The organism is Bacillus cereus group sp. Bc031 (assembly GCF_027716265.1).
Lineage (GTDB): Bacteria > Bacillota > Bacilli > Bacillales > Bacillaceae_G > Bacillus_A > Bacillus_A paranthracis.
The window spans coordinates 92178-118854 of record NZ_JAQFUL010000005.1 but is presented as its reverse complement, the minus strand read 5'-3'; the positions used below and the strand labels follow the sequence as shown (position 1 = coordinate 118854).

Genomic DNA, 26677 nt, shown 5'->3' with positions numbered 1-26677 from the left:
ATTTTTCTCTCATTATACAAGAAAGACCCTATAGAATAGACTTTTTTTTAAGTGTCTATTCTATAGGGTACATTTTATGGTTCCCCCTGCCCTTTTTTCCGTTATTTGTAGGCAGTAAAACCCACTGAATGAGAAAACATGGGCTCTTAGTTTTACTACTCTAAAACATAATTGGTACGGGCCAATAATTGAGATCACTTACCGATTAAAGTTTTACCTTATACTAATTCTCGTTGTTTCGTTTCTTGCCCAAGTATAATCACAGCAAATACGCCTATTAAAATTGATCCACAGAAAATCGTAAATATTAGTGATAGTGAGGCCTGTAAAGCAACTAAATATCCTACTAATAGCGGTCCAAGAATACCACCAATACGACCGAATGCTGCCGCCATCCCTGCACCTGTACCACGAATAACTGTTGGGTATTGTTCAGGTGTATAAGCATATAATGCACCCCAAGCACCTAAATTAAAGAATGATAGTAACATGCCTGCTACGATTAATACCGTTAATGACTCTGCCACTCCAAATAAGTAAGCACTGCAAGCTGTACCAATTAAATACGTAACTAAAACAAACTTACGACCAAGACGTTCAATAAACCAAGCAGCTGTGAAATAACCTGGTAATTGAGCTAACGTCATAATAAGTACGTATTGGAAACTTTTTATTAAACTAAATCCTTTTAATACCATTACACTAGGTAACCAAAGGAACATGCCATAATAGGAGAAGACAACAGAAAACCATAAAATCCATAACATAATTGTTGCCTTACGATATTCCCCAGACCAAACTGACTTTATATTTTCGATAACGGATGGCCTTTTTTCAACCTTTTGGAATCTTGGAGAATCCGGTAAATTCCATCTTAAATATAAAGCATATAGCGCCGGAACCGCACTCAATATCATCGCAACTTCCCAACCATATTTCGGTATAACAAAATACGAGATAAGAGCTGCGATTAGCCATCCACCTGCCCAAAAACTTTCTAATAGCACAACTATTTTGCCACGTTCATGTGCTTCAACACTCTCCGATACTAATGTAGAAGCAACTGGAAGTTCTCCACCAAGCCCCATACCAATTAAAAATCGTAAAACAAGGAACATAGCAAGTGTCGTCGTTAAAGCCGTTAAACCACTACCGATAGAAAATAATAATAATGTAATAATAAAGACTGATTTCCGCCCTATTTTATCTGATAGTATTCCAAAAACGAGCGCCCCGACCGCCATACCAATTGAATTAATGCTGCCTATCCAGCCCATTTCTTGGGTACTTAATCCCCAATCTTTTTGCAGCGCTACCATTACAAATGAAAGCATTCCAACATCCATTGCATCAAATAACCATCCAAGCCCCGCTATACCAAGTAGCTTTCGCTTCGAAATTTCTTTCACCTTGCCCACAAGAAGTCCTCCTTACGCAGCTGTCTTTACACATCATTTTACATGTGTGAATTGTATAAGTAAAATACTTTCGTGTAAAAAATTCTCCTTCATCATTCCCAAAAAGTAAAATACTTATCCGACTATTTGAGGGCAGTAAGACCCCTCACCTCAAAATTCAGCTGAAGCAAAGCGAGATAGATAAAAAAACATGCCCATTAAACACCCGATTAGTGAGTGTCCGCAATCGGTAGTAGATGAATAAAAACGCACTTTATTAAAAATGGACAAATAAAAAAGTAGCGATAGAACGCTACTTTTTTGAACGCATGACTTCTTTTAAAAATTCCGCTAATACTAACTGACGACGCCAACGCGTTGGATTGCTACACAATCTATAAAACCACTCTAAATGGATCGCTTGAATCCATTTTGGTGCACGTTTTACCTCTCCAGCCCATACATCTAAACTTCCGCCTACTCCAACGGCCATTTTCGTTTCTAAACGATGCTTATTCGTTTGGATAAAGTTCTCTTGTCTCGGGAAACCAAGTGCAACAAGCAATAAGTCTGGTTTTGCCTTTTGAATACGAGAAACAATATTCTCTTCTTCCTCTTGTTTAAAATACCCATCTTGTATACCCACAATAGATACAGCTGAATACGTCTTCGTTAAATGATCTGCTGCAGCTTGTACAACATGCGGTTTTGCACCTAATAAGAAAACTGATACTGGTTTATTGTCTTCTGATAACGCTGCAAGTAAATTACACATTAAATCAAAACCTGCTACACGTTCCTTTACAGGTGTACCTAACATACCACTTGCTTTTACGACTCCAATACCATCAGGTGTAATTAAATCTGCATTTAATAATGTTTGATGGAATGCTTCATCCTTTTTTGCACACATAACAATTTCAGGATTTGCTGTTACTACCTGAAAAGTATGTGTTCGCTCCACTTCTAGTTGTTCTTTTAAATATTGGACCGTTTCATCCATTGTCATTGTAGAAAAAGGAACGCCTAGAATATCAACTGTTTGTACTGCCATAGTTAACTATCCTCTCTATCATTACAAGTTTTTCGCTATTAATTGCTTATATGTTTCCTTTGTATCTTCATATAGTTTTTGAAGTGAGAAGTTCATAATAGCATGCTCATAAATATGTTTCCCCATTGCTGCTAATTCTCCAGTTTTCCACTTATCATACGCTTCTTCTAAAGCTAATGCTAATGCCCTTCCATCATCTGTTGGCACAATCCATCCATACGTTTCATCTACAATTAATGGTTCAATCTCTCCAGCCCTAGTCACAATTGATGGTACGCGTTGATTTGCCGCTTCTAATAAAACTAGTGGGAACCCTTCACTATGGGAGGTTAATAAATTCACATGTGACGACGCAAATAATTGTTTTACATCTTGACGATGCCCTAAAAACTCGACTTTATTATTAATCCCTTTTTCAGTAGCCAATGACTTTAGATTTTCTTCTAACGGGCCATCGCCAACTAACAATACTTTAATTTTCTCTAATTTTGTTCGTTGTAACGCATCAAATAGAACTTCATGTCCTTTCACAGGATGCAATCGTGCTACTTGGATTGCCGTAAATACATCTTCATCAATATTGAACATTTCTTTTTTATTATAACCTTCTGCTTTTTCCTTATCGTATTCAATTCCATTATAAATAACATGCATCTTTTCATTAGAAATACCTAAAGCAGCTAAACTTTTCTTTAATCTATTTGTTACAACAAAAAATAAATCTATATTTTTTAAGGCTTTCAAATTCAATTTCGTAAAAATCCAACCTTTTAAGCCTTGTTTAGTAAAGTCTTCAAATGGATCACTATGAATAGTCGTTACCCATTTTGCCGTTATTCTCTTTTTTATTAAAGAAACATAGAAATTAGCCCTAGGACCATGCGTATGAACTATATCAAATTTTTCATTATTAATGAATTCGCTTATATTCTTTAAAATAGATAAATCATAGCGGGATTTTTGTAAAAACACATGGACTTTTATCCCTAACTCTCTTGCTTCTTTCGCAACAATTCCATCTTCAAATACCGCTAATTCTACTTCACCAGTTGGAAACTGATTGAGAAGTGAAATAATATGTGTTTTCCCTCCCCCATCTTCTGCTCCTGCATTCATATGCAATATCCTCATATTTTTTCCTCCTTTAAATCCTCGCCACATTTCCATCTATCTTTATTTTACTGTACTAAAAAATAAAAGCTAACAAAAGTTAGCTTTTATTTTAATCATTCAATTTCTAAGTCTACAATTAGATAAGCTAACACCACTACAAAGTAGATCCCAACTCCTGGTGCTGTTAAAATATGTCCTGCAATATAAGCAATACCTAATGCTAACAATAAGCTTGCTGCAATCATTCCATATTTTATATTAAATATCTCTTTAAACCTTGTAATAAATACTAGTAGGATTCTTAAGCCGTAATAAATAAATGGAATCATTAGTAATGCAAAACCAATAATCCCAAAGTCATAAAACCAATCATGGAAGTCCATTTCAATTAGCTTTGGATCTGGCTGCTTTTGTTCATTATATTTAAAATTACCTGCATAACCCATTCCTAATAACTTTTGTGACGTTGGCGCTTCTTTAAAGAACTGCTTATGTCTTTCTTCATATACTTGACGTCCGCTGAAAATAAGATTTTCTTGATTTTCTTGATTTTGCTCTTTCTCAAGCTCTTTCTTAACTTCCTCTTCTATCTTTGCCTTTTCTTCTGGCTTTTCAACTTTATGATGATTTTCTTCTTTTGCTTTAAGTTCTTGCTCTTTTTTCAGCTTCTCTTTAATTTCTTTTTCTTTTTGACCTTGCTGTGCCACATTTTGCTCTGATAAATAGTTATTGTGAATGCCCATATTTTGTGCTAATGGCGTTTGTTTAAACGTTCCAACTACACCAGCTAATAGGACAATAGCAATTACTGCATTAAGCGCAAGGGATTTTTTGTTCGGATTTTTTCTATCAAATAATAATTGTAGTACAATAATCCCGATTGCTGCCGCTAACGTAGCACCAATTGAGCCCATTCCTACTTTCGTACCGACCTGAATTAATGAGTAAATCATTAAAAGCGATGGAATCCAATATAAAACGTGTTTCCAGCTCTTTGTTTTTTGAATAGAATATAGTACCACAATAGGGAAAATAATAGCTAAGATTGAACCTAGTTCATTCCCTGCATAGAACCAACCTCGAGAACCTACCTTCATCCATTCATAACTACCAAAGTCAGTAGATGTTGAAATAGAAATAACCATAATTGCGTTAATGATTAATGTAGAATATACAATACTATTTCGAACCTTATCACTAATATTAACTTTCTTTTTCAATGATTTTAAAGCTAAAATGTATGACCCCAGCATGATATATATATATAATGCTTTCGCAACGAATTTAACTTCTTCACTAAGTACAATAGGATCCTTAACTAGTTTGTTATTAATAAATCCTACCCCTAAAACTCCGGCTAATAATATAAGATAAATTAAAAACTTTCTATTTCCCTTCTCTTTTGCCTGAATTAAAATATAAATGCCACCAACAGCCATAATAAGGAATCTTACTAAAATTCCAACGGTAGCACTTGACTTTAATAAAGTGATGCTAAGAGACGTTAATAAATCTAAAACAGGCTGTAAAATAATAAAAAAGAGCAAAAAACGCTCAAATCTAACCCTAGCTTGATTTGCTAACATTCCAAGACCTCCATACAAAATCTTAACATTATCTTTTAATCATAATTTTTTATCATTCAAACACACCTAGCAATTATAACATAACTCATATTCAAATCGAGAACTATTTTTCCAGCTAAAACTAGCCAGGACAAGTATTAATCAGTAATAGAAATTACTGTTCTTTCGCTATACTCCTTATTTTTACAAAAGCTATCTAACAACCATCCCCTTATTTTTGTCAGTATATACATATTTTTTTATCATTTTATACAGATGTAAACAACATACCTACCATTGTAACATTTTACCAGCTAGGTAACACCAAAAAAATGTAAAATTAATCTTTTCATATCTTTTTCAAATTACTTTATAGCTATTTTCCAAACATTTTCAAACGCTTTCTTTATGTATTTTATCCGTTTTTCTACATGTAGCGAAAAGTAATTGTTATTTCCAATACTTTAGTGTATATTTTTTCTCTGGAACATCTTTAAGAGGAAGGGATTAAGGCCATGTTATTAATCGATATATTTACGTTTCTTGGCATTATCGCCGCTGCCATTTCTGGTACATTAGTTGGTTTAAAAAAAGATTTAGATTTATTCGGTGTCCTTTGTTTAGCTGTAGCTACTGCGCTCGGCGGCGGTATTATTCGTGATATTATGATCGGTAACCTGCCTCCCGTCGCATTTGTTAAACCCATTTACTTTTTCGTAAGCGTATTATCAGCATTATTTACTTGTATGTTTTTTGAGCGTATCAATAAACTTCAAGTTGTTATTATGCTTTCTGACGCTGTTGGCTTAGGCGTTTTTACAGCTATTGGTGCAAATGCGGCAATGTCACATCATGTTGACGCCTCATTTTTAGTTGTTTCAATGGGAGTTATTACAGGTATTGGAGGCGGTATTTTGCGTGACATTTGCGCTCAAGATATCCCCTACGTCTTCCGAAAAGAAATTTACGCCATCGCTTCTATTTTAGGGGCAATTAGTTTCCTAATCACATATGCAATGGGGGCACACGTATTGGCTTTCTATGTTTGTTTATTAGTAACATTCATTATTCGTGTTGTCACTGTCATATATAATGTACATTTCCCAGTTTTCTTTAAAACACATGCTAAAATTAATAAAAGTCATTAAGAGAATTCTATATGGAATTCTCTTAATTTATATACTATTCTACACACTAACATAGAGTAATTGCATATAAAAATATATAATTATATTAGAACCAAAAAAAGAAAACACTTTACAAACAGGGGGAAGAACGATGCTTGGGGTTTTTAAAAAACATAACAATAAAACAAACGTAAGTATACTTGAATTAAGTAAGAATCAACAAATCACTTTTAACGTTCCTACTAATTCTGAACTGAAAATTCAAATGGATATGCTACATATTTCAAAAGAAGATTTACAAATCGTAAAGGTACTACAGCCTTTTATTTATGAAGAAATTGATTGGATTACTGAAAAATTCTATTCCAATATTACAAAACAGCCTAATTTAATTACGATTATCGAACGTTATAGCTCTATTCCAAAACTAAAGCAAACTTTAAAAACACATATAAAAGAATTATTTAGCGGAGATATGCATGAAGACTTTATTGAACAACGTGTTAGAATTGCAAAAAGACATGTACAAATTGGGTTACATAGAAAATGGTATACTGCCGCTTATCAAGAATTATTCCGCTCTATCATGAAGATTTTAAAAACGAAAATTACAACAATTGACGATTTTTCTTATTCTATAAACGTAATAAACAAATTACTTACTCTTGAACAAGAACTCGTTATTGCGTCTTATGAATCTGAATATGAAAGAATGCAAAAAGAACTTGAAAAAGAAAAAGAAATAACAGCTATGACCATTACGCACATTGCAACAGAACTAGCATCTGTATCTGAAAAAACAAGCGCTTCTATTCAGCAGTTAACCGCTAAATCTGAAACGATTGTAGAAATTGCTAAAACAGGTACGTCATTAGCTACAACATCAGAAGAAAAAGCAAATAAAGGTAAAGAACAATTAAATGAGCAAAATAAACGAATGGAATACATTCAAACGAACATGGAAACGATTATTACAGATACACATGAACTTCTCGATATTTCTAACAAAATTAACGAAATTATAGATATTGTAAAATCAATTGCCGAGCAAACAAATTTACTCGCACTAAACGCTGCAATTGAATCTGCGCGTGCTGGGGAATTTGGCAAAGGCTTTTCTGTTGTAGCTGGAGAAATTAGAAAGTTATCAGAGCAAACGAAAGAATCTATATTTAACGTTACAAAGCTCGTTGAAAAAACAAATGAACAGATTGTTCGTGTCTCTTCTTCCGTGAAACAAATTAGCTCTCTCGTATCTGAAGGAACTGATAGTATGTCTGCAACGGATCAATACTTCCAAGAAATCGTAAAAGACATGTCTAACTCAAAAGAACAGAATAAAAAAATTGAAAATGAGTTAGAAACCATTTCACAAGTAATGAAAGGAATTCAAGATGATTCCTCAAAAATGGCTCTAACAGCTGATAGTTTACAACTAGAACTGAACCGATAGAGCGATTATGTCAGTAGAGATTCTTTATCTCTACTAGCTCTTAGTATTCATCTTCCATCAAAAAAAGAATCCAAATTGGATTCTTTTTATTTTCTAAAGAATATTTTTTGACAATACACATAACTCATATAAACACCAAAGCTTTGCAAAATAAACAATGCTGGCACAATAAGATTATAATATGCCATATCGACTTGGAAGAGCTTTAATAATACGTATCCGCTAATTAACAATAAGAACAACATATATCCCTCATTTTGTTGTTTCTTAATAAGAAAGTGTAATAGAGCTATAGTCATAAACAATGTTACCGCTATATATATCAGTTTTTCACATTTGAAAAGAGTAGAATTTATCCCCTCATCTGAAAACTGATTTATCACCGGTTCTAAAAGTTTAAATCTTTCTCCCTCAATCTCTTTTAACTTCTGATCAATATGCTCTGTTACACTTTGATTTTTCGATACTTTTTCCTCACGTTGCGCTTTTCCAATTAAGACAGATTGAACATACGTCTCATTCGAAATCGTATATTGTGACAGTCCCATTGTCTTAATTCCATAATTCACACTAAAATGAGCACTATAAAACAGAATAAGTATCCCTATCGTCTTTAGTAACACTTTTTGTTTCGTTGCTGATTGAAACACTTCAATTAATAATACATATATCGTGATAAAAATAGGAAGAAATAATCCCATTGGGAAAATCATATTACTACATGCAAATAAAATCGCTGAAAACACCCACATATAAGGATGATCTAATCCTTTATATAAAAGTATGTAACAAGCAAAATAAAATAAAAATATTGCAAGTGACTCAGGAGTTAATACGGAACTCATGAATATATTTGGAATATACAGAGCATAAAATGTGGAAGCAATACGACCGCATTCTTCTCCAAAAACCATTGCCGCAATACGATAAATAAAAAGTGCAGTTCCTGCGCAAAATAACACATTAAATAGTTGTAAAGCAAATAATGTATCACCAAATATACGAATAATTACTGACTCATATATAATAAACGGCAAATGAGTTATAGTCCCTATATTATTACCAATTGCAATCTCCTTTGCAGACTCATACATCATTTTCATATCACCAATTATTGGAGCATCTACAAATAACAGCATACTAAGCCTCACAACTATAGATATACTTATAAGAAAAATAAGAAATTGTTTGTCTGTAAAACGATATTGTAAAATTGATGCCACTAACAAAATGAGTATGACGAAAATTGCCAATATGATTGTTACACTTGTTGTACTTCCTCCAAAAAATTGCTTACTTGTCTCAAATGCTGTCCAACAACTATAAACAAAAAATGCAAGCATCGCACCAATCGTAATTTTATTGAAGAAAGATGAAAAATTTGTTTGTATATGATTCATATGTCCATTGCACCTCTATTTCCATTCATAACAAAACGATTCTATCATGAATGGGTACACGGCTGATAGGGAATTTCTATGACAAATACATAGTCATTACTTTTTACTTGCAATGTAAGCGAATCCTCTTTTACACTACATTTTAGATAAAATAAATTTTCTTTCAGTTACATGAATACAAATACAGACATTTAAATAATCCTCTTTTGGAATACGCTTTACTTTATTAAATATCTAATATGAGTAATCCACTTACACATAATATTCTGATTGAAAACAGACTATAGGGGCTGAATATATGGAAAAGAAATTCATGCGAGAATCAAAAGCAATTAAAACAACACGTGTTTTTCCTAACGATTTAAATAATCACCAAACACTGTTTGGAGGGAAATTATTAGCAGAAATTGATAGTATTGCTTCAATTGCGGCTGCAAGACATAGTCGTAAACATTGCGTAACAGCATCTATTGATTCAGTTGATTTTTTAACTCCAATTCACCAAGCTGATTCTGTTTGTTATGAAGCATTTGTATGTTATACAGGGAAATCTTCAATGGAAGTTTTCGTAAAAGTAATCGCAGAAAATTTATTAGCAGGCGAGCGTAGAATTGCCGCCACTTGCTTCATTACATTTGTGGCAATAAAAGATGGAAAACCTTCGTCCGTACCACAAGTACTTCCTGAAACTGAAGAAGAACATTGGTTACACACAACCGGTTCAGAACGCGCGGAAAATAGAAAAAAAGGACGTTTAAAAAGTAAAGAAATGGCTGAGGTTTTAACTTTAAATAAACCTTGGAATATTTAATACGATACTCTTCCATATACATGCATAGGTTCTTTCTTCCTTGCATGTATTTTTTATGCAAAATATTCCCTCTTATCCTTTTATTCTCAATCTGTCCTCTTAAATCATGCACCAGCTTTTCCTTTATTTTGTTATACTGTTAATGGTATATTAAAGAAAGTTCGTTTAAAAATAACCATAATATGATTAAGTATATAAGGGATGGTGCGGTAATGACTATTGAAGTACCAATTTCAATACCAAAAACGTTAATTATTATTCCAGCGTATAACGAGGAAGAGGCAATTGCAGATACATTAACAAGATTATTAAAACTAAAACAGCATTTTACTGGATTAAGCATTTGCGTTATTAATGATGGATCACACGATAAAACAGCTCAAATCGTAAAAGAATTTCCTGTTCACCTTGTGAATTTACCGTATAATCTAGGTATTGGCTCAGCTGTACAAACTGGATATAAATACGCATATGAGAATGGATATGATATTGCGATTCAGTTCGATGCTGATGGACAACATAACCCAGATGATTTATATAAAATTATAAAGCCTATCGCTGAAGATGAATGCGATATGGTACTAGGGTCACGTTTTACAGAAAAAACAGCATATAAAGGTAGTATTTCCAGAAGAATCGGTATTTTTTATTTTACTGCCCTATTGAAAGTACTAACAAAACAAACATTTATGGATCCAACTTCTGGATATCGTGCTATCAATCGAGAAGTAATTACAATTTTTGCACACAATTATCCAAAAGATTATCCAGAACCAGAAGTTCTTATTCATTTAAAAAAGAAAAAACTTCGCATTAATGAAATATCTGTAAATATGCAAGAGCGACAAGGTGGACAATCTTCTATCACACCTTTTAAATCTGTATATTACATGATTAAGGTAAGTCTTGCTATATTGATGCAAAAAATCGTGAAAGGTTGATAATAAATGCCTATAATTACCTTTTCATTCATCTTTATTTTATTATTATTATTATTAATTATTAATTCTATTCGTCGCGGAACTTTAGAAACGAAATATGCTGTTTTGTGGATTTTCGTTTGTATTGCAATGGCTATTTTAAGTTCTACCGATAAAATTATAAACTGGATTGGAAAACTATTAAAAGTAGAATATCCCCCTTCCATTTTATTTTTATTTGGATTATTATTCTGTTTCATCTTAATTTTTGATCTAACAAGAAAAATTTCTAAACAACATCATCAACTTGTAACATTAACGCAAGATTATGCGTTACTAAAGCAAAAACTACATGCAACCGAGCCAGACAAAGATTAACCTAATAGTTCAAAACCAATATAAAAAACCTCTTAATTTATTTCAAAAATTAAGAGGTTTTTTATTCTCAATAATAATTTATTCCCCTTCACAATCGTTACGATAAATATATCCTACTTACTAACTAAGTAAAAATAGTATAAATAAGAATTTATATGCAATAAACATATTAAAGCCGTTTGAAATACGAGAATTAACCATAAGTCACCACCTTTTTAATAGAAAGTTGATTTACAAAGTTTATATGCGTTAAAATTATACAGATGTTCTTGTAATCTTCTTCCTTTCAAAAGGCTTGTATATATGGTGCAAGACATAAAAAACTTGAGGAGATAAAAATTCTATGATGGAACAAAAACAACTTGTTTCTGTTGTCATACCTCTGTATAACACGGAAAAATATATTGAAGAAACGATGCAGTCAATATTAGATCAAACATATAAAAACATCGAAATTGTAATTGTAGATGATGGGAGTAAAGATCAGTCACCTTCTATCGTAAAAAATCTTGCTGAAAAATACCCAGGGCAAGTAAAATACGTTCATCAAAAAAACCAAGGCGTTTCAGTAGCCCGTAATACAGGTATGGAAAATGCTAGCGGAGAATATGTCGCTTTCCTTGATAGCGATGACTTATGGCATCCAACTAAAATTGAGAAGCAAGTCGAAAGTATGCATAAAAACGAAATGGACGCGTGCTATTGTGGTTATATGAATTTCTACGAAGAAACAGGCGAGAAGGTTGAACATACAACAAACTTTATTAAAGGTGATATGACAAAAGCATTCCTAACACATCAAGTTGTTGCTCAAACAAGTACTTGGATTTTCAAAAAATCTATCGTAATAGATCATAACATTCGTTTTACACCAGGATGTAGTTGGGGCGAAGACTTGGAGTTTTTATTTAAACTTATGAGTGTGACAAATGTATGTTATGTCGATGAATATTTAACATATTACAGAATCTTATCAGAAGGAAATCTTTCTTCTAAATATAAAGATTATGAATTAAAAACGGCAAAAGAGCTGGAAGTATTCAATCGTATGAAAGACTGGGTACATAATAAATCTCAAGATTTCATTACAAAAGACCCTCAGTCACTTATTGAGATTCTTGAGACTTATTTATTTCCTTATACAGTCATCAATAACTCTTGTATATATATTAAAGAAAACTCTCAATTAGATAAATCACAAGTTCAATTAATCAAAAAAGATATAAAGAAATATTGCCGTAAAATCTATTCAAAGAATGGAAAGCGTAGTAAAAAACTATATGCAATGCTTTGGTTTGTACGAATTAAATTTCTGTTTTCTTAAACTGAAAATATAACGATACTCTCTTTCTGTGAACAAATCAAAATTACAAATAGGACAAGCTAACAGGGTCCTAAAGAATAGAAAGGTCTTTTCTCATGAAAACAAATAAAATTCTAAAAAATGCATCCTACCTCTTTGTAGGAAACATTACTGTTCGTTTTGTACTGGCTATTGCAACAATTCTCTTTGCAAGATATGTTTCACCAGATGAGTACGGGATGTTTACAGTTGCATTAGCAGTTTCCGCTGTCATTTGCTATTTTACGGATGCAGGTTTGACACATACGTTTATGCGTGAAGGAACAAAAAGCAACGCTAACATTAGCGTATTAATAAGCAGTTATTTACGAATTCGTTTAGTATTAGCTATCGTAATTTCTGTGCTCTTCGCCATTTTCGCTCAGTTCTTCTACACTGATGCTTACTTACGTGCCATGGTATATTGGGTCGTACTACCAACCATGTTTGGAGCTACTTTACAAGGGGTTGGGATGGCCTATTTCCAAGTAACAGAGCGTATGCAATTCACAGCGATTATTTCTGTACTACAAGGTGTGACGGCCGCAGCCGCTCTTCTGCTAGGGATGTCATTTAAATGGTCACTTATGATGGTTGCTGCTATGTATGGAATATCTAGCCTTATAACAGGAGTCATTGCCTTTATAATGACAATCCGCTATACAACAATTCATAAGGGTTGGAATAAAGGCATTTTAGATCAATTACTTATTTTCACAGTCAATGGCGTTATCATTATGCTTTTACCGCAGTTAGGTCCTATTATCTTAGAAAAAGTTTCAACGAAAGCACAAGTTGGATTCTTTGGGGCCGCCTATAAAATACCTGCTGTACTTTACCAAATACCTGGTGTAATTGCAGCAGCCTTTTATCCAAAATTGTTTGCTTTTGGAAACGAAAATAATATTGATGAACATAGAAAGCTATCTCAATTCGAATTAAAGCTTATGTCTTTCTTAGGGATGGGAATTTCTATCCCGTTTATTGCCGATCCAAGTTTTTGGATTGTAACTCTATTAGGTGAAAAATATGCGCCAGCTGGTAATGCACTTGCAATTTTAGCCTTTATGGTCATTTTACAATCTATCAACTATCCGCTTGCTGATAATTTAACAACAGCTGGTCAACAATGGAAACGTGCGACAACTATGGCAATTGGATTAGCTGTCGCTATCATAAGTTACATCATATTAGGTAGCCAATTCGGAATGATGGGAGCTACTGTAGCTGCTATCCTTACTGAGATTACATTATTAATCGGATTTTCATTATTCGTTCGTAAAGGATTTTCATTGCTATTCAAAGGAATAATATTCAATACACTAGCATTTATAATTAGTTATGCAATATACCGCACAGTATTAATTAGCTTACCACCACTAGTAGCTTTAGTACTTACTGGTATATTGTATGGCATTATTGGCCTTGCAATTGATCCACAAATACGCGGATTAATTTTAGGATTTGTAAATAAAAAGCTAGGTAGATAAACAATAACAAGGCAAGCTTCTAAATTGTAAATAGAAGCTTGTTTTTTTACTTATATACAATTCCCCTTCATAATAAAAGGTTCTAGGTACAACCCCAATATATTTCTCGTACTTCTCTCCACTTAATACAACTGGCTTTTCCGTCAAATATAGTATTTCCACAAATTCTTTCATCTACTTATCAAACAGACCAATGAACTGGATTATTCCTCTTTTTACAGTTATTATTCGTTTGGTATATCCCGTTAATTCTCGTATGTGTTAAATCAATTCCTCACCTGTAATGGCACCACAACCTGATATGTTCCAATTTTGTCCATAGGCCTCGCCATGTGAAGCTAATTCAACTATTGCTTTTGCACCATCTGGTGTAAAACTATATTCACGGGCAATCTTTTTATCTCCAATAAAGCTAGACATTTTATTTGCAAGTATTCCTTTTAATGTATGATGGACAAGTGTGTTTTCTGCATTTGGACCATAAAAGTTTGGGAAATGAGCAATAAACATTCGTACATTAGCTTATTTTGAAAATATATACATTTTGAAATGATGGCATTATATGAAAGAATTTAGTATCATGATTCAAGGTACTATTTCAAGTTGGACGGAGGATACTATGAGCTTATTAACAGTTGAAAAATTAGGACATACATTTGGCGATCGTACATTATTTAAAGATGTATCTATGCGATTACTAGCAGGTGAACACGTTGGATTAGTTGGTGCAAACGGAGTTGGTAAATCAACATTTATGAATATCATTACTGGTCAACTTATTCATGACCAAGGTCGTGTAGAATGGACACCGGGCACACATTATGGCTACTTAGATCAGCATACTGTTTTAACGCCTGGACGTACAATTCGTGACGTACTAGCGGATGCATTTTTACCGTTATTCGAAAAGGAAAAAGCTTTAAATGAAGTTACAGAAAAAATGGGAACTGCTACACCAGAAGAGCTAGAAGAACTTCTTGAGCAAATGGCAGAAATACAAGATGCACTTGAAGCAGGTGGTTTCTATTTACTAGATATGAAAATTGAAGAGGCTGCACGTGGTCTTGGAATTGATGCAATTGGTTTAGATCGTGATGTTTCAGCACTAAGCGGTGGACAACGTACAAAAGTATTGCTTGCAAAGCTATTACTTGAACAACCAGAAGTGTTATTACTTGATGAACCTACTAACTATTTAGACGTTGAACATATTCATTGGTTAACAAATTATTTAAAAGAATACCCACATGCATTCTTATTAATTTCTCATGATACGGAATTTATGAACAAATGTGTTGATGTTATTTTCCATCTAGAATTCACAAAAATGACACGCTATACAGCGACATATGAAAAATTCCTAGAACTAGCAGAAATCAATAAAAATCAACATATAAACGCTTATGAAAAGCAGCGCGAGTTTATCAAAAAGCAAGAAGATTTCATTGCAAAAAACAAAGCCCGTTATTCAACAACAGGTCGTGCAAAGAGTCGTCAAAAACAACTTGATCGCATGGAACTTATTGATCGCCCAGAAACAGCAATTAAACCTGAATTCTCATTTAAAGAAAGTCGTGCAAGTAGTCGCTTCGTCTTTGAAGGTGAAAATGTAGAAATTGGATATACACATCCGCTACTACCAAAGCTATCAATGACAATTGAACGCGGTGAAAAAATTGCTATCGTTGGATGTAATGGTGTTGGTAAATCAACGTTACTAAAAACAATTTTAGGTAAAATTAAACCTTTAAGTGGTAAAACAAGTCTTGGTGACTTCTTAGAGCCAGCATACTTTGAGCAAGAAGTTAAAGCTGATAATATAACACCAATTGATGATGTATGGAATACATTCCCTGGCCTAGACCAGCATCAAATTCGTGCGATGTTAGCAAAATGCGGATTAAAAAATGAACATATTTCTCGCCCATTAAGTCAATTAAGTGGTGGAGAACAAGCAAAGGTTCGTTTATGTAAGCTAATGGGTGAAGAAAGTAACTGGCTACTATTTGATGAGCCGACAAACCATCTTGATGTTACAGCAAAAGCGGAACTTAAGAAGGCTATGAAAGCATATAAAGGAACAATTCTTCTTGTATGTCACGAACCGGACTTTTATGAAGATTGGGTTACAAAGGTTTGGAACATAGAAGAATGGGCACAACAAAACTCTTAATTACCTAACCTGCCCTTTATACTGTAACTTAACGTACAAAGGGCAGTTAAGTTACATCCGTAATAAATTTTGATAAGGGGTTTTGAAATATAATGGAAAGTACGTTCTCTCTCAAACTTAATACGTTTTTTGTAAAAATTTTATTATTACTATGTCTAATCATTTCTGGTGCTATCACATGGCATTCGGTAGCAGTGATTAAAGAACATGATGAGACTAGCCTCTTAGTTTTAATACCAGTCCTTATTCTAATAGGTCTTGTATTTTTACTTTTTGGCTATATTTCTAATAAATATATGTCAAAATTGACATTTTCTATCTCACTAATCATTTTGGCTTTTTCTATTCGATTAATTTGGATGCTCAATATTCAAACTCCTGTAGAAACAGACTTTTCAATGATGTACCATAGCGCTATACAAGCTGCTAAAGGAGACTTTAGTTTCGCACAAAATACTTATTATACTTCATGGGTTTACCAACTTGGCTTTACAATGTACCAAGCCTTTATTATTAAGTTATTTGGCGAAGGAACGTTCCTCTTAAAATTTTTAAATATAATCTATTGTACAGGAACAACATTACTAATTTATAAAATAACTTCTTATATATTTAATGAATGGTCTGGACGAATAGCTGGATTACTATATGCATTTTATATCCCAAGTATTGTATTGAGTTCTGTACTAACAAATCAACACCTTGCTGTATTTTTATTTTATCTAGGCTTCTATTTATTAATTACAAAAGGCCTAAGCAATAAATATACGTGGATTTTTATAGGGGCTATCCTAGCTTTAGGAGACATCATGCGTCCACTTGGTGCTATAATCTTAATTGCAATAACTATATATGTCTTTTTGCAAGGTATATTAGGAAAATCAAGAAAAGAGATTTTTACTTCTGTAAAAAAACTTAGTGGCATTTTGATTGTATTTTTTCTTTTACATCAAATTGTAAGTTACTCATTTATATATTCCGGAATTACACAATATCCTCTCTCTAATCGTGATCCACTTTGGAAATTCACGTTAGGATTTAATCATGAAACAAAAGGTAGCTATTCTGGTGCAGATGCGGAATATATTATGTCCCTTAAACTTGGCGAAGAACGAACTGCGGCCCAAAAAAAGCTAATTCAAGAGCGACTATCTGATCCACAGAAAGTTTTATCTTTATTTGGGGATAAATTTGTACTCATGTGGGCAGATTATGACTCCGCACCATTATGGAGCCTAGTAACATTGGAAAAGACAGATAAGGATATGGTGTCATTAAAAGAGGATCTTACAAAATATGAAAAGTATATGTATACTGCGGCTATGATATTTGGCACATTATCACTCCTTTATCTCATCCTAACTAAACAAAATAAAACACATTACACTCTATTTTTATTACTAATAATTGGTTACGTAGCTATTCATTTCTTAATCGAATACCAAACAAGGTACCGATACTTCATTATCCCTAGCTTTACAATAATTCAAGGCTACGGAATATATATTTTTTATAGTCTAATATCGAAAAAGAAATTGTCATAAAAAGAAAATAAGAAACTACCTTTCAAAATATTTATAATTGCCCTCAATTTTACTTATAATTTACATTTTGAGGGCAATTTTTTATGATTAATTTCATTTGAAACTTGAAAATATGGTATAATTTTTATTTGTTGTATATGAATAACACTTCTATATTTTTTGTTTTACTTATATATTATTATAAACATGAGGATATTATTATGGAAAAACTCTTAAAGTTTGGCTTAGTAGGGATCTTTAATACACTCATTACAATTATTAGCTTTTGGATATTATTAAAATTCGGTATGAACTACCTTATTGCGAATACCATTGCCTATTCAATTGGTGTTGCCAATAGCTACTATTGGAATAAAAATTGGGTATTTAAACCTAATAATAAAGGCTCGTCAATGTTCTTTAAATTTCTAACTGTAAATTTAATTGTATATGCTTTTAATACATTATGTTTATTTATATTAGTAAATAAACTTACCTTTAATGCATTAATTGCACAGATCTTCGCAATTGGTTTCGGAATGGTTATAAATTTTGTCCTTAATAAAATTTGGACATTCAACCAAACTGAAAAGGTGACTAATTAAATTTGAACAACTTATTAAAAATACGGAGGATGCAACATGCAAAAATTAATTTCGGTTGTAGTTCCTATGTACTTCGAGGAAGAAGTAGCACAAGAATGTTATAACCGTTTAAATTCCGTTATGCTTCAAAATAACATTAATTACGAGTTTGTCTTTGTAAACGACGGTAGTACAGATCGCACAATGGAAATCTTATCTGAAATTGCAGCAAATGATTACCGTACAAAAATTGTTAATTTCGCACGTAACTTTGGTCACCAAGTAGCTGTTACAGCTGGTATTGCTGCCGCAAAAGGTGACGCTATTGTAATTATAGATGCAGACTTACAAGATCCACCTGAAGTTATTCCTGAACTTATTGCAAAATGGGAAGAAGGATATGAAGTTGTTTATGCAAAACGTAAGCAACGTAAAGGTGAAACTTGGTTCAAACTTTTAACAGCTAAGTATTTCTATAAATTCTTAAACTATATGTCTGATATCGATATCCCAAAAGATACTGGTGATTTCCGAATCATCGACCGTAAAATAGCTGATGTTTTCAATCAAATGACTGAGCGAAATCGCTTCATCCGCGGTATGATGTCTTGGGTTGGCTTCCGCCAAACATATGTTGAATATGAACGTGATGAGCGCTTTGCTGGTGAAACAAAATATCCATTAAAGAAAATGATTAAATTTGCATCTGACGGCATTATTGCATTTTCGACAAAGCCATTACGCATCGTTATGTCTTTAGGTTTATTATCAGTTCTTATTTCTATAATTGTCTTACTATATACAATTACTGTGAAGGTCTTTGGACATGGCACGCAAACAGGTTGGGCGTCCATTATGGTTGCTATTACATTCTTTAGTGGTATTCAATTACTTGGTCTTGGAATCGTTGGCCAGTATATTGCTCGTATTTATGACGAAAGTAAAAACCGTCCGATTTATATCGTAAAAGAAACAATTAACATTGATGAAGAAGAGACAGCACTGCAAAAAGAAAAAGTGAATGCATAATAAAAAGGTAACAATGAAAACTATCATTGTTACCTTTTTATATTGTAATAGCCCATAAGCCTCAAACGAAATTCTTTTAAAGTTGGATATGCCTCTAAATTAAACAACATCCCTTGGATAACCGGAATTCTTGGATTTTTCATCCTCATTTCTGCCTCCAAAACATCTAATGTAACAAGCAATTCCTCATCTTCTAATTGATCCGCTAAAGTACGTTTAAACACAATAATTTCTTTTAAAAAATGTTCCTTAACCTGCTCTTTAATAAGCTCTGATTTACAAAGAAATTCTCCAAGCTTTTCTTCATGTAATACAGGTTCTTCTGAAGATTCTACCAATCCATCTACTAAATGATCCACTCTTTTCAAAATAAAAGCAGAGACGTAAGATAAGTCTATTTCTGGCGCTTGTAAAATAATTAGTTCTAAATATCCACGGCATATGCCTTCTACCATAATGACTAAATCTAATAAATATGGCATAACCTTATCACCATAAATAGACAGTAAACTATTCCGATAAAATGCGTGAGACTCTAACTTCATCCGCATCATAAATTCTTCTACTTCTTTATTAAAAGGAATCGCATTTTCCCTTGCATGCATAATAATAAATTCTTTATGCTTTTGTATATCATTAAACTGGCAATGCAATTGTTTTGCAAATTTTTCACGTGGCAATAACGACTCTTTTTCAATATCCATCATTTTGTTTTGAATCTTGTCATAGTAATATCGAAGTGTCGCTAATAAAAGTTCCTCTTTTGATTTAAAGTATAAATAAAAGGCTCCCTTAGATATGCCACAAGCTGTCACAATTTCCTGCACCGATGTCGCATTTACACCCTTAGTCGCAAATAACTTCATAGCCATCTCTATAATTAAGCGCTCTTTTTCTTTCATATCATGTCTCTCCTAAATTTAATCTTGCATCTTATTATGAATGTATTATACCATCCCTTTTCATTGACGTCTGACCAATCAGTCAGTTATATTATGTATTAGACTGACCAGTTGGTCAATATAATACAAAGGGAGCGCAAACATGAACAAAATTATTAATTTTTCGTTAAAAAATAAGTTCGCAGTTTGGCTACTAACCATTATCGTTACCATTGCAGGTATTTATTCTGGGCTGAATATGAAGCTGGAAACAATCCCTGATATTACAACACCTGTTGTAACAGTAACCACGGTTTATCCTGGTGCTACACCAGAAGAAGTAGCTGATAAAGTTTCAAAACCGATGGAAGAGCAACTGCAAAATTTAAGTGGTGTAAACGTTGTTAGTTCATCATCTTTTCAAAATGCATCTTCTATTCAGGTAGAATATGATTTTGATAAAAATATGGAAAAGGCTGAAACAGAAATAAAAGAAGCTCTCGCAAATGTGAAACTGCCAGAAGGCGTAAAGGACCCGAAAGTTTCACGTGTAAACTTCAATGCCTTTCCTGTTATTTCATTAAGCGTAGCAAGTAAAAATGAATCTTTAGCTACCTTAACTAAAAATGTAGAAAAAAATGTTGTGCCAGGATTAAAAGGACTTGATGGAGTCGCATCTGTTCAAATTTCAGGTCAACAAGTAGATGAAGTACAACTTGTCTTTAAAAAAGATAAGATGAAAGAATTAGGTTTAAGTGAAGATACTGTAAAAAATGTAATTAAAGGATCGGACGTATCTTTACCACTTGGCCTATATACATTTAAAGACACAGAAAAATCAGTTGTTGTAGATGGAAATATTACAACAATGAAAGCATTAAAAGAATTAAAAATCCCTGCTGTTCCTTCATCAGCAAGCGGTCAAGGTAGTCAAACTGCTGGAGCTGGTGCACAAATGCCACAAATGAATCCAGCTGCTATGAACGGGATTCCGACAGTTACATTAGACGAAATTGCTGACATTAAGGAAGTCGGAAAAGCAGAATCTATTTCTCGAACAAATGGAAAAGAAGCAATTGGAATTCAAATTGTCAAAGCTGCTGACGCCAACACAGTTGATGTTGTAAATGCAGTGAAAGATAAAGTAAAAGAACTTGAGAAAAAATATAAAGACTTAGAGATTATTTCAACATTCGACCAAGGTGCACCTATTGAGAAATCAGTAGAAACAATGCTGAGCAAAGCCATTTTTGGTGCTATTTTTGCGATTGTTATTATTATGCTGTTCCTACGAAATATCCGAACAACATTAATCTCTGTCGTTTCCATACCACTTTCTTTATTAATTGCTGTATTAGTCATAAAGCAAATGGATATTACACTTAACATTATGACGCTTGGAGCAATGACAGTCGCTATCGGGCGCGTTGTGGATGACTCCATTGTTGTTATTGAAAATATTTACCGACGTATGTCGTTATCAGGAGAGAAACTACGCGGGAAAGATTTAATTCGTGAAGCTACGAAAGAAATGTTTATTCCGATTATGTCTTCTACCATTGTAACAATTGCTGTATTTTTACCGCTTGGACTAGTAAAAGGTATGATTGGTGAAATGTTCTTACCATTCGCCTTAACTATCGTCTTCGCTTTATTAGCATCGTTACTAGTAGCAGTTACAATCGTACCGATGCTAGCTCATTCTTTATTTAAAAAAGAGAGCATGAGAGAAAAAGAAGTACATCATGAAGAAAAACCAAGTAAATTAGCAAACGGTTATAAACGTATACTTGCATGGGCTTTAAATCATAAAATCATCACATCAAGTATTGCTGTCCTTCTATTAATTGGTAGTCTTGCACTTGTTCCAATTATCGGTGTAAGTTTCTTACCATCTGAAGAAGAAAAAATGATTATTGCAACGTACAACCCTGAACCAGGTCAAACGTTAGAAGACGTTGAAAAAATTGCAACGAAAGCTGAGAAGCACTTCCAAGATAATAAAGACGTCAAAACAATTCAATTCTCATTAGGTGGCGAAAACCCAATGAGTCCTGGTCAATCAAATCAGGCAATGTTCTTCGTACAATATGATAACGACACGAAAAACTTCGAAAAAGAGAAAGAACAAGTCGTTAAAGATTTACAGAAAATGTCTGAAAAAGGCGAATGGAAAAACCAAGACTTCGGAGCAAGTGGCGGTAGTAACGAAATCAAGTTATACGTTTACGGAGATAGCTCAGAAGACATTAAGCCTGTCGTAAAAGATATTCAAAACATAATGAAGAAAAACAAAGACTTAAAAGATATAGACTCTAGTATTGCAAAAACATACGCAGAATACACTTTAGTTGCAGATCAGGAAAAGCTAAGTAAAATGGGTCTAACGGCTGCACAAATTGGAATGGGACTTTCTAATCAACATGATCGCCCTGTTCTGACAACAATTAAAAAAGACGGTAAAGATATCAATGTATATGTAGAAGCTGAAAAACAAAATTATGAAACAATCGATGACTTAATAAATCGTAAAATTACAACGCCGCTTGGTAATGAAGTGGCTGTAAAAGATGTGATGACTGTAAAAGAAGGAGAAACTTCGAATACAGTGAAACACCGCGATGGCCGTGTTTATGCGGAAGTAAGTGCAAAACTAACATCTGATGACGTTTCAAAAGCATCCGCCGCGGTTCAAAAAGAAGTAGATAAAATGGACCTTCCTTCTGGCGTAGATGTTTCTATGGGAGGCGTTACAAAAGATATTGAAGAATCATTCAAGCAACTTGGCTTAGCGATGTTAGCTGCGATTGCTATTGTATACTTCGTTCTTGTCGTTACATTTGGCGGTGCTCTTGCACCATTCGCAATTTTATTCTCGCTACCATTTACAATCATTGGAGCCCTTGTTGCCTTATTAATCTCTGGTGAAACGTTAAGTGTCTCTGCAATGATCGGTGCCCTTATGTTAATCGGTATCGTTGTAACAAACGCAATCGTGCTTATCGACCGCGTTATTCATAAAGAAAATGAAGGTCTATCAACACGTGAAGCTTTATTAGAAGCTGGTGCAACACGCCTTCGCCCGATTTTAATGACTGCAATTGCAACAATCGGTGCTCTTATCCCGCTCGCATTAGGATTTGAAGGTAGCGGCTTAATTTCTAAAGGACTTGGTGTAACAGTAATTGGTGGATTAACAAGTTCAACATTATTAACACTTCTTATTGTTCCAATTGTTTATGAAGTATTAAGCAAGTTTAAAAAGAAAAAAGTAAAGTAACAAAAAAATAACCTCGCTAACTGCGAGGTTATTTTTTATTTCCAAACAAGATTAGGAAATCACCATAGCCTTCTTTTTCTAATTCCTCTGTTGGAATAAATCGAAGAGCTGCTGAATTTATACAATAGCGAAGTCCATTTGGTCCTGGACCATCTGGAAATACGTGGCCGAGATGTGAATCTCCTTCCTTACTTCTCACTTCTGTACGCGTCATATTATGACTCACATCCATTTTTTCCTTCACACTAGCTGACATAACTGGCTTCGTAAAACTAGCCCATCCACATCCACTATCAAATTTATCTAGAGAAGTAAACAAAGGTTCACCTGAAACGATATCTACATAAAGACCTTCTTCTTTATGATTCCAATACTCACTTCGAAATGGTGGTTCTGTACCATTTTCCTGTGTTACATAAAATTGCATCTCACTGAGTTTTTCCTTTAAATGAGCATTATCTTTTGGCCAATGTTGCTTAATAAACGCATCTCGCCCTGAGCCCTTACGGTATAACTCGTAGCGGAATTCATTTTTCTTATGATATCCTTGGTGATATTCCTCTGCGGGATAAAACGTAGCAGCTGGCAATATTTTTGTCGCAATCGGCTTTGAAAAGCGTCCACTCCTTGCAAGCTCTTCTTTTGAAGCCTCTGCTTTTTTATGTTGTTCTTCATTATGATAAAAAATCACTGTTTCGTAAGACTGTCCGCGATCGTGGAATTGCCCACCTACATCAGTCGGATCAATTTGTCTCCAATATATATTTAATAACTCCTCATACGGCATTTTATTTGCATCAAATGTAATTTGTACTGCCTCATAATGTCCCGTCGTTTCTGAACATACTTCTTTATATGTTGGATTCTCTTTATGACCACCTGTATAGCCAGAAACAACCTTTATAATTCCTTCCATCTCTTCAAATGGCGAAACCATACACCAGAAGCACCCTCCAGCAAATGTAGCTAATTCTACCTTTTCATTTACAGCCATTCTTTCACCCCTATTCTATCTTCTCCTTACAGTATGGCATAAGAAACATCATGTTATAAAAGAAAAAGCATCGAACATCGATGCTTTTTTCTCTTCACTTTATTTTTTTCCAGCGTCCCTCTCCATTTCATCACTTGTCACATCTAAGACATCTAATAAGAAAATGAAGATTGGAATACCGATAATTAATCCCCATACACCTAAGAAGTGTTCCGAGAAGATTAATACCATAAACGTATAGAAAATTGGTAAGTTTGTTTTTTGCGACATAAACTTCGGATTTAACACGTAACTTTCAAGCGCATGAATGACTGTTACGATAACTAAAATATAAACAACGTACATAATACCGCCGATATTGTAAGCAATCATACAAAGCGGGAATAACGAAATGATAACCCCAGCTACTGGAATTAAACCAAGTAAGAAGATCATTAACGCTAAACCTAATAATTGTGGGAATCCTAATATCCATAATGCAATAACGGATAAAACGCAGTTAACAACTGCAATTAAAAATTGTGCCTCAATTACTTTTCCGAATGAACGTGCAAATTTCTTACCGAAGTACTCGATTTCAGTATAGAAAATTGCAAGTCTGCTCTCTTTAAATTTTGCAGTAAAAGCAACGATACGAGCTTTCTCCAATAAGAAAAATAAACTTAAAATTAAAGAAAGTAACACTTGAAGGCCAAATTTCCCAACATTCGTAATCGATTTATACAAAATGTCAACGCCTTGTCCTACATACTTCGAAAGTTCCATATGATTAACAGCATTAACTGCATACTTAATTAATTCACTGTCCGGTGGGTTTCTTAAAAATACGTTAAATTGATAAATCAATTGTGAAATTTGTATCGTTAATACTGGTAAATATTTAAATAGCGTAATAGCAATTCCACCAATTAACATGACATATAGAAATGCTATAATGAGTTTTCGATTAATGGGCATGAAATGATCTAATTTGCGGGAAATAAACTTTTGGAATCGATCCATTAAATACGTAAGAATAAACGTAATTAAAATTAAATTCAACATACTTTGCAGCCCGTATAACACGAGAGCAAGTATTACTAATACGAGTAACCTCTGAAATCCTTTGCTTTGAAACAGGTTTTTTATTTGCATAATCGACGAGTACTCTCTCCTGTCCTATAAAGTAAAACGTTAATAAGTAGATTTTTCTCTCTTTTCTACTTTTAATTATTCATTCATATTAAGATTTTTATAAGCTCATTATACGCCTACCTTAGCAGATCTATAGTAGCTTACTTCTTATTTTACAATACAATGACCTAATTCAAAACGTATTCTACACAGTATTAATGAAGATTTAAGGAAACTTACATTTTGTCACAATAGGTCTTACCACTACTGTAACATAAAAAGCAAGCTATCAGTAGAAATCTGTCCTACAAATAGCTTGCTTTTCTCATTTTTTAAGTAATTTTTACTATCCAATGAATAGCATGAACATCGGTATGACAACTACCGTTACAACTCCAACTACTGTTACAGCAATACTTGCCATAGCTGCCTCTACTTCACCCATTTCAATTCCTACTGCCACTCCTAATGCATGACCTGCTGTTCCAAGTGCTAAACCTTTTGCAATTGGATGTTTCACTCTAAATGTTTTTAAGAATAACGCTCCTAATGCGTATACGATGACTGCGTTAAAGATTACTGCAAATGATGTAATTGCTGGTATACCACCAATACTTTCAGAGATTGGTAATGCAATTGCTGTTGTTGCCGCTTGTGGTAACATTGAATTCATTACTGCTGTATCTAGGCCAATTGCTTTTGCAACAATGAACACGACAATTACTGAACAAATAGATCCAACCACGATAGCTGATAAAATTTGCCACCAATATTTTTTCAACTTATCCACTTGTTTATATAATGGAATTGCAAACGCGATTGTTGCTGGCTCTAAGAAAAAGCTAATCATTTTTCCACCAGTATTATATTCTTCGAATGTAAAGTTACCTACTTTTAAAAAGACAATCCCTAATACCATCGCTACGAATAATGGTGTGAATAAGAAGAACCCTTTTGAATGCTTGAATAATAATGTTCCGATTCCGTATGCGATTAATGAAACGACGATTCCGAAATATGGAGTCATTGTGCTTGCCATGTTCATTCCCT

21 protein-coding genes and 2 pseudogenes are annotated in these 26677 nt (G+C 33.5%); 13 read left to right on the top strand and 10 right to left on the bottom strand.

All coding sequences use genetic code 11. The features are described from left to right. Positions 1–218: 218 nt before the first annotated feature. From PDQ33_RS03735 to PDQ33_RS03720, 4 genes are all read right to left on the bottom strand, one after another. Complete coding sequence (locus PDQ33_RS03735) at positions 219–1418, bottom strand: MFS transporter (protein ID WP_000521096.1); 1200 nt, start codon at positions 1416–1418, stop codon at positions 219–221. 292 nt (positions 1419–1710) lie between these two features. Then, positions 1711–2451, bottom strand: coding sequence for a WecB/TagA/CpsF family glycosyltransferase (locus tag PDQ33_RS03730; protein WP_000290759.1), 741 nt, complete (start codon positions 2449–2451; stop codon positions 1711–1713). Between the two features lie 21 nt (positions 2452–2472). Continuing rightward, positions 2473–3582: a glycosyltransferase family 4 protein gene (locus PDQ33_RS03725; protein WP_270754706.1), complete on the bottom strand. Its 1110-nt coding sequence runs from the start codon at positions 3580–3582 to the stop codon at positions 2473–2475. A 95-nt stretch (positions 3583–3677) separates the two neighbouring features. Continuing rightward, positions 3678–5150, bottom strand: a complete 1473-nt coding sequence (locus PDQ33_RS03720; RefSeq protein ID WP_270392507.1) for an O-antigen ligase family protein — start codon at positions 5148–5150, stop codon at positions 3678–3680. A gap of 494 nt (positions 5151–5644) precedes the next feature. Here PDQ33_RS03720 and PDQ33_RS03715 point away from each other — a divergent pair, with 494 nt between their 5' ends. The 3 genes and pseudogenes from PDQ33_RS03715 to PDQ33_RS29140 all read left to right on the top strand — a co-directional run bounded on the left by PDQ33_RS03715 (position 5645) and on the right by PDQ33_RS29140 (position 7709). After that, on the top strand, positions 5645–6277 hold the full coding sequence (locus tag PDQ33_RS03715) for a trimeric intracellular cation channel family protein (protein ID WP_270754709.1): 633 nt from the start codon (positions 5645–5647) through the stop codon (positions 6275–6277). A gap of 130 nt (positions 6278–6407) precedes the next feature. Further along, positions 6408–6905 (top strand): annotated as a pseudogene (locus PDQ33_RS29145) (protoglobin family protein); the annotation flags it as partial. A 63-nt stretch (positions 6906–6968) separates the two neighbouring features. Continuing rightward, a complete protein-coding gene (locus tag PDQ33_RS29140) occupies positions 6969–7709 on the top strand; it encodes a methyl-accepting chemotaxis protein (RefSeq protein ID WP_370530095.1) in 741 nt (246 codons plus the stop codon). A gap of 86 nt (positions 7710–7795) precedes the next feature. Here the strand turns inward: PDQ33_RS29140 and PDQ33_RS03705 are convergent, their stop codons facing one another. After that, a complete protein-coding gene (locus tag PDQ33_RS03705) occupies positions 7796–9109 on the bottom strand; it encodes an ArnT family glycosyltransferase (protein ID WP_098922085.1) in 1314 nt (437 codons plus the stop codon). Between the two features lie 298 nt (positions 9110–9407). On the opposite strand from PDQ33_RS03705, the gene PDQ33_RS03700 reads away from it, so the two are divergent. The 5 genes from PDQ33_RS03700 (at position 9408) to PDQ33_RS03680 (ending at position 14050) form a co-directional block, all read left to right on the top strand. Then, the gene (locus PDQ33_RS03700) at positions 9408–9920 is read left to right on the top strand and encodes an acyl-CoA thioesterase (protein ID WP_000412121.1); all 513 of its coding nucleotides are present in this window, start codon (positions 9408–9410) and stop codon (positions 9918–9920) included. Between the two features lie 212 nt (positions 9921–10132). Next, positions 10133–10861 carry a glycosyltransferase family 2 protein gene (locus PDQ33_RS03695; RefSeq protein WP_270754713.1) on the top strand — a complete coding sequence of 243 codons (729 nt, stop codon included), beginning with the start codon at positions 10133–10135 and terminating at the stop codon, positions 10859–10861. Positions 10862–10867: 6 nt separating this feature from the next. Then, entirely contained in the window at positions 10868–11218 is a 351-nt protein-coding gene (locus PDQ33_RS03690) for a DUF2304 domain-containing protein (protein WP_001121772.1), read from the top strand. A gap of 343 nt (positions 11219–11561) precedes the next feature. Further along, positions 11562–12542 carry a glycosyltransferase family 2 protein gene (locus tag PDQ33_RS03685; protein WP_061529232.1) on the top strand — a complete coding sequence of 327 codons (981 nt, stop codon included), beginning with the start codon at positions 11562–11564 and terminating at the stop codon, positions 12540–12542. A 95-nt stretch (positions 12543–12637) separates the two neighbouring features. Then, positions 12638–14050: an oligosaccharide flippase family protein gene (locus PDQ33_RS03680; protein WP_270754717.1), complete on the top strand. Its 1413-nt coding sequence runs from the start codon at positions 12638–12640 to the stop codon at positions 14048–14050. Here PDQ33_RS03680 and PDQ33_RS03675 read toward each other — a convergent pair. After that, a pseudogene (locus tag PDQ33_RS03675) lies at positions 14039–14572 on the bottom strand (short chain dehydrogenase); the annotation flags it as partial. The gene PDQ33_RS03680 and the pseudogene PDQ33_RS03675 sit on opposite strands and share 12 nt — an antisense overlap. Before the next feature lie 97 nt (positions 14573–14669). On the opposite strand from PDQ33_RS03675, the gene PDQ33_RS03670 reads away from it, so the two are divergent. The 4 genes from PDQ33_RS03670 to PDQ33_RS03655 all read left to right on the top strand — a co-directional run bounded on the left by PDQ33_RS03670 (position 14670) and on the right by PDQ33_RS03655 (position 19359). Next, positions 14670–16223 carry an ABC-F family ATP-binding cassette domain-containing protein gene (locus PDQ33_RS03670; RefSeq protein ID WP_061131963.1) on the top strand — a complete coding sequence of 518 codons (1554 nt, stop codon included), beginning with the start codon at positions 14670–14672 and terminating at the stop codon, positions 16221–16223. A 92-nt stretch (positions 16224–16315) separates the two neighbouring features. Next, the gene (locus PDQ33_RS03665) at positions 16316–17767 is read left to right on the top strand and encodes an ArnT family glycosyltransferase (protein ID WP_061131916.1); all 1452 of its coding nucleotides are present in this window, start codon (positions 16316–16318) and stop codon (positions 17765–17767) included. 200 nt (positions 17768–17967) lie between these two features. After that, on the top strand, positions 17968–18351 hold the full coding sequence (locus PDQ33_RS03660; protein ID WP_061529235.1) for a GtrA family protein: 384 nt from the start codon (positions 17968–17970) through the stop codon (positions 18349–18351). A gap of 36 nt (positions 18352–18387) precedes the next feature. After that, on the top strand, positions 18388–19359 hold the full coding sequence (locus tag PDQ33_RS03655; RefSeq protein ID WP_270392497.1) for a glycosyltransferase family 2 protein: 972 nt from the start codon (positions 18388–18390) through the stop codon (positions 19357–19359). Between the two features lie 29 nt (positions 19360–19388). Here PDQ33_RS03655 and PDQ33_RS03650 read toward each other — a convergent pair whose 3' ends face one another. Beyond that, on the bottom strand, positions 19389–20261 hold the full coding sequence (locus PDQ33_RS03650) for a TetR/AcrR family transcriptional regulator (protein WP_061529236.1): 873 nt from the start codon (positions 20259–20261) through the stop codon (positions 19389–19391). Between the two features lie 142 nt (positions 20262–20403). On the opposite strand from PDQ33_RS03650, the gene PDQ33_RS03645 reads away from it, so the two are divergent. Beyond that, the gene (locus tag PDQ33_RS03645) at positions 20404–23520 is read left to right on the top strand and encodes an efflux RND transporter permease subunit (RefSeq protein WP_270392495.1); all 3117 of its coding nucleotides are present in this window, start codon (positions 20404–20406) and stop codon (positions 23518–23520) included. 28 nt (positions 23521–23548) lie between these two features. Here PDQ33_RS03645 and msrB read toward each other — a convergent pair whose 3' ends face one another. From msrB to lrgB, 3 genes are all read right to left on the bottom strand, one after another. After that, positions 23549–24514, bottom strand: coding sequence for a peptide-methionine (R)-S-oxide reductase MsrB (gene msrB, locus PDQ33_RS03640; RefSeq protein WP_270754721.1), 966 nt, complete (start codon positions 24512–24514; stop codon positions 23549–23551). 99 nt (positions 24515–24613) lie between these two features. Next, complete coding sequence (locus PDQ33_RS03635) at positions 24614–25648, bottom strand: AI-2E family transporter (RefSeq protein ID WP_270392491.1); 1035 nt, start codon at positions 25646–25648, stop codon at positions 24614–24616. 325 nt (positions 25649–25973) lie between these two features. Next, positions 25974–26666: an antiholin-like protein LrgB gene (gene lrgB / locus PDQ33_RS03630; RefSeq protein ID WP_270392490.1), complete on the bottom strand. Its 693-nt coding sequence runs from the start codon at positions 26664–26666 to the stop codon at positions 25974–25976. Between the last annotated feature and the right edge of the window lie 11 nt (positions 26667–26677).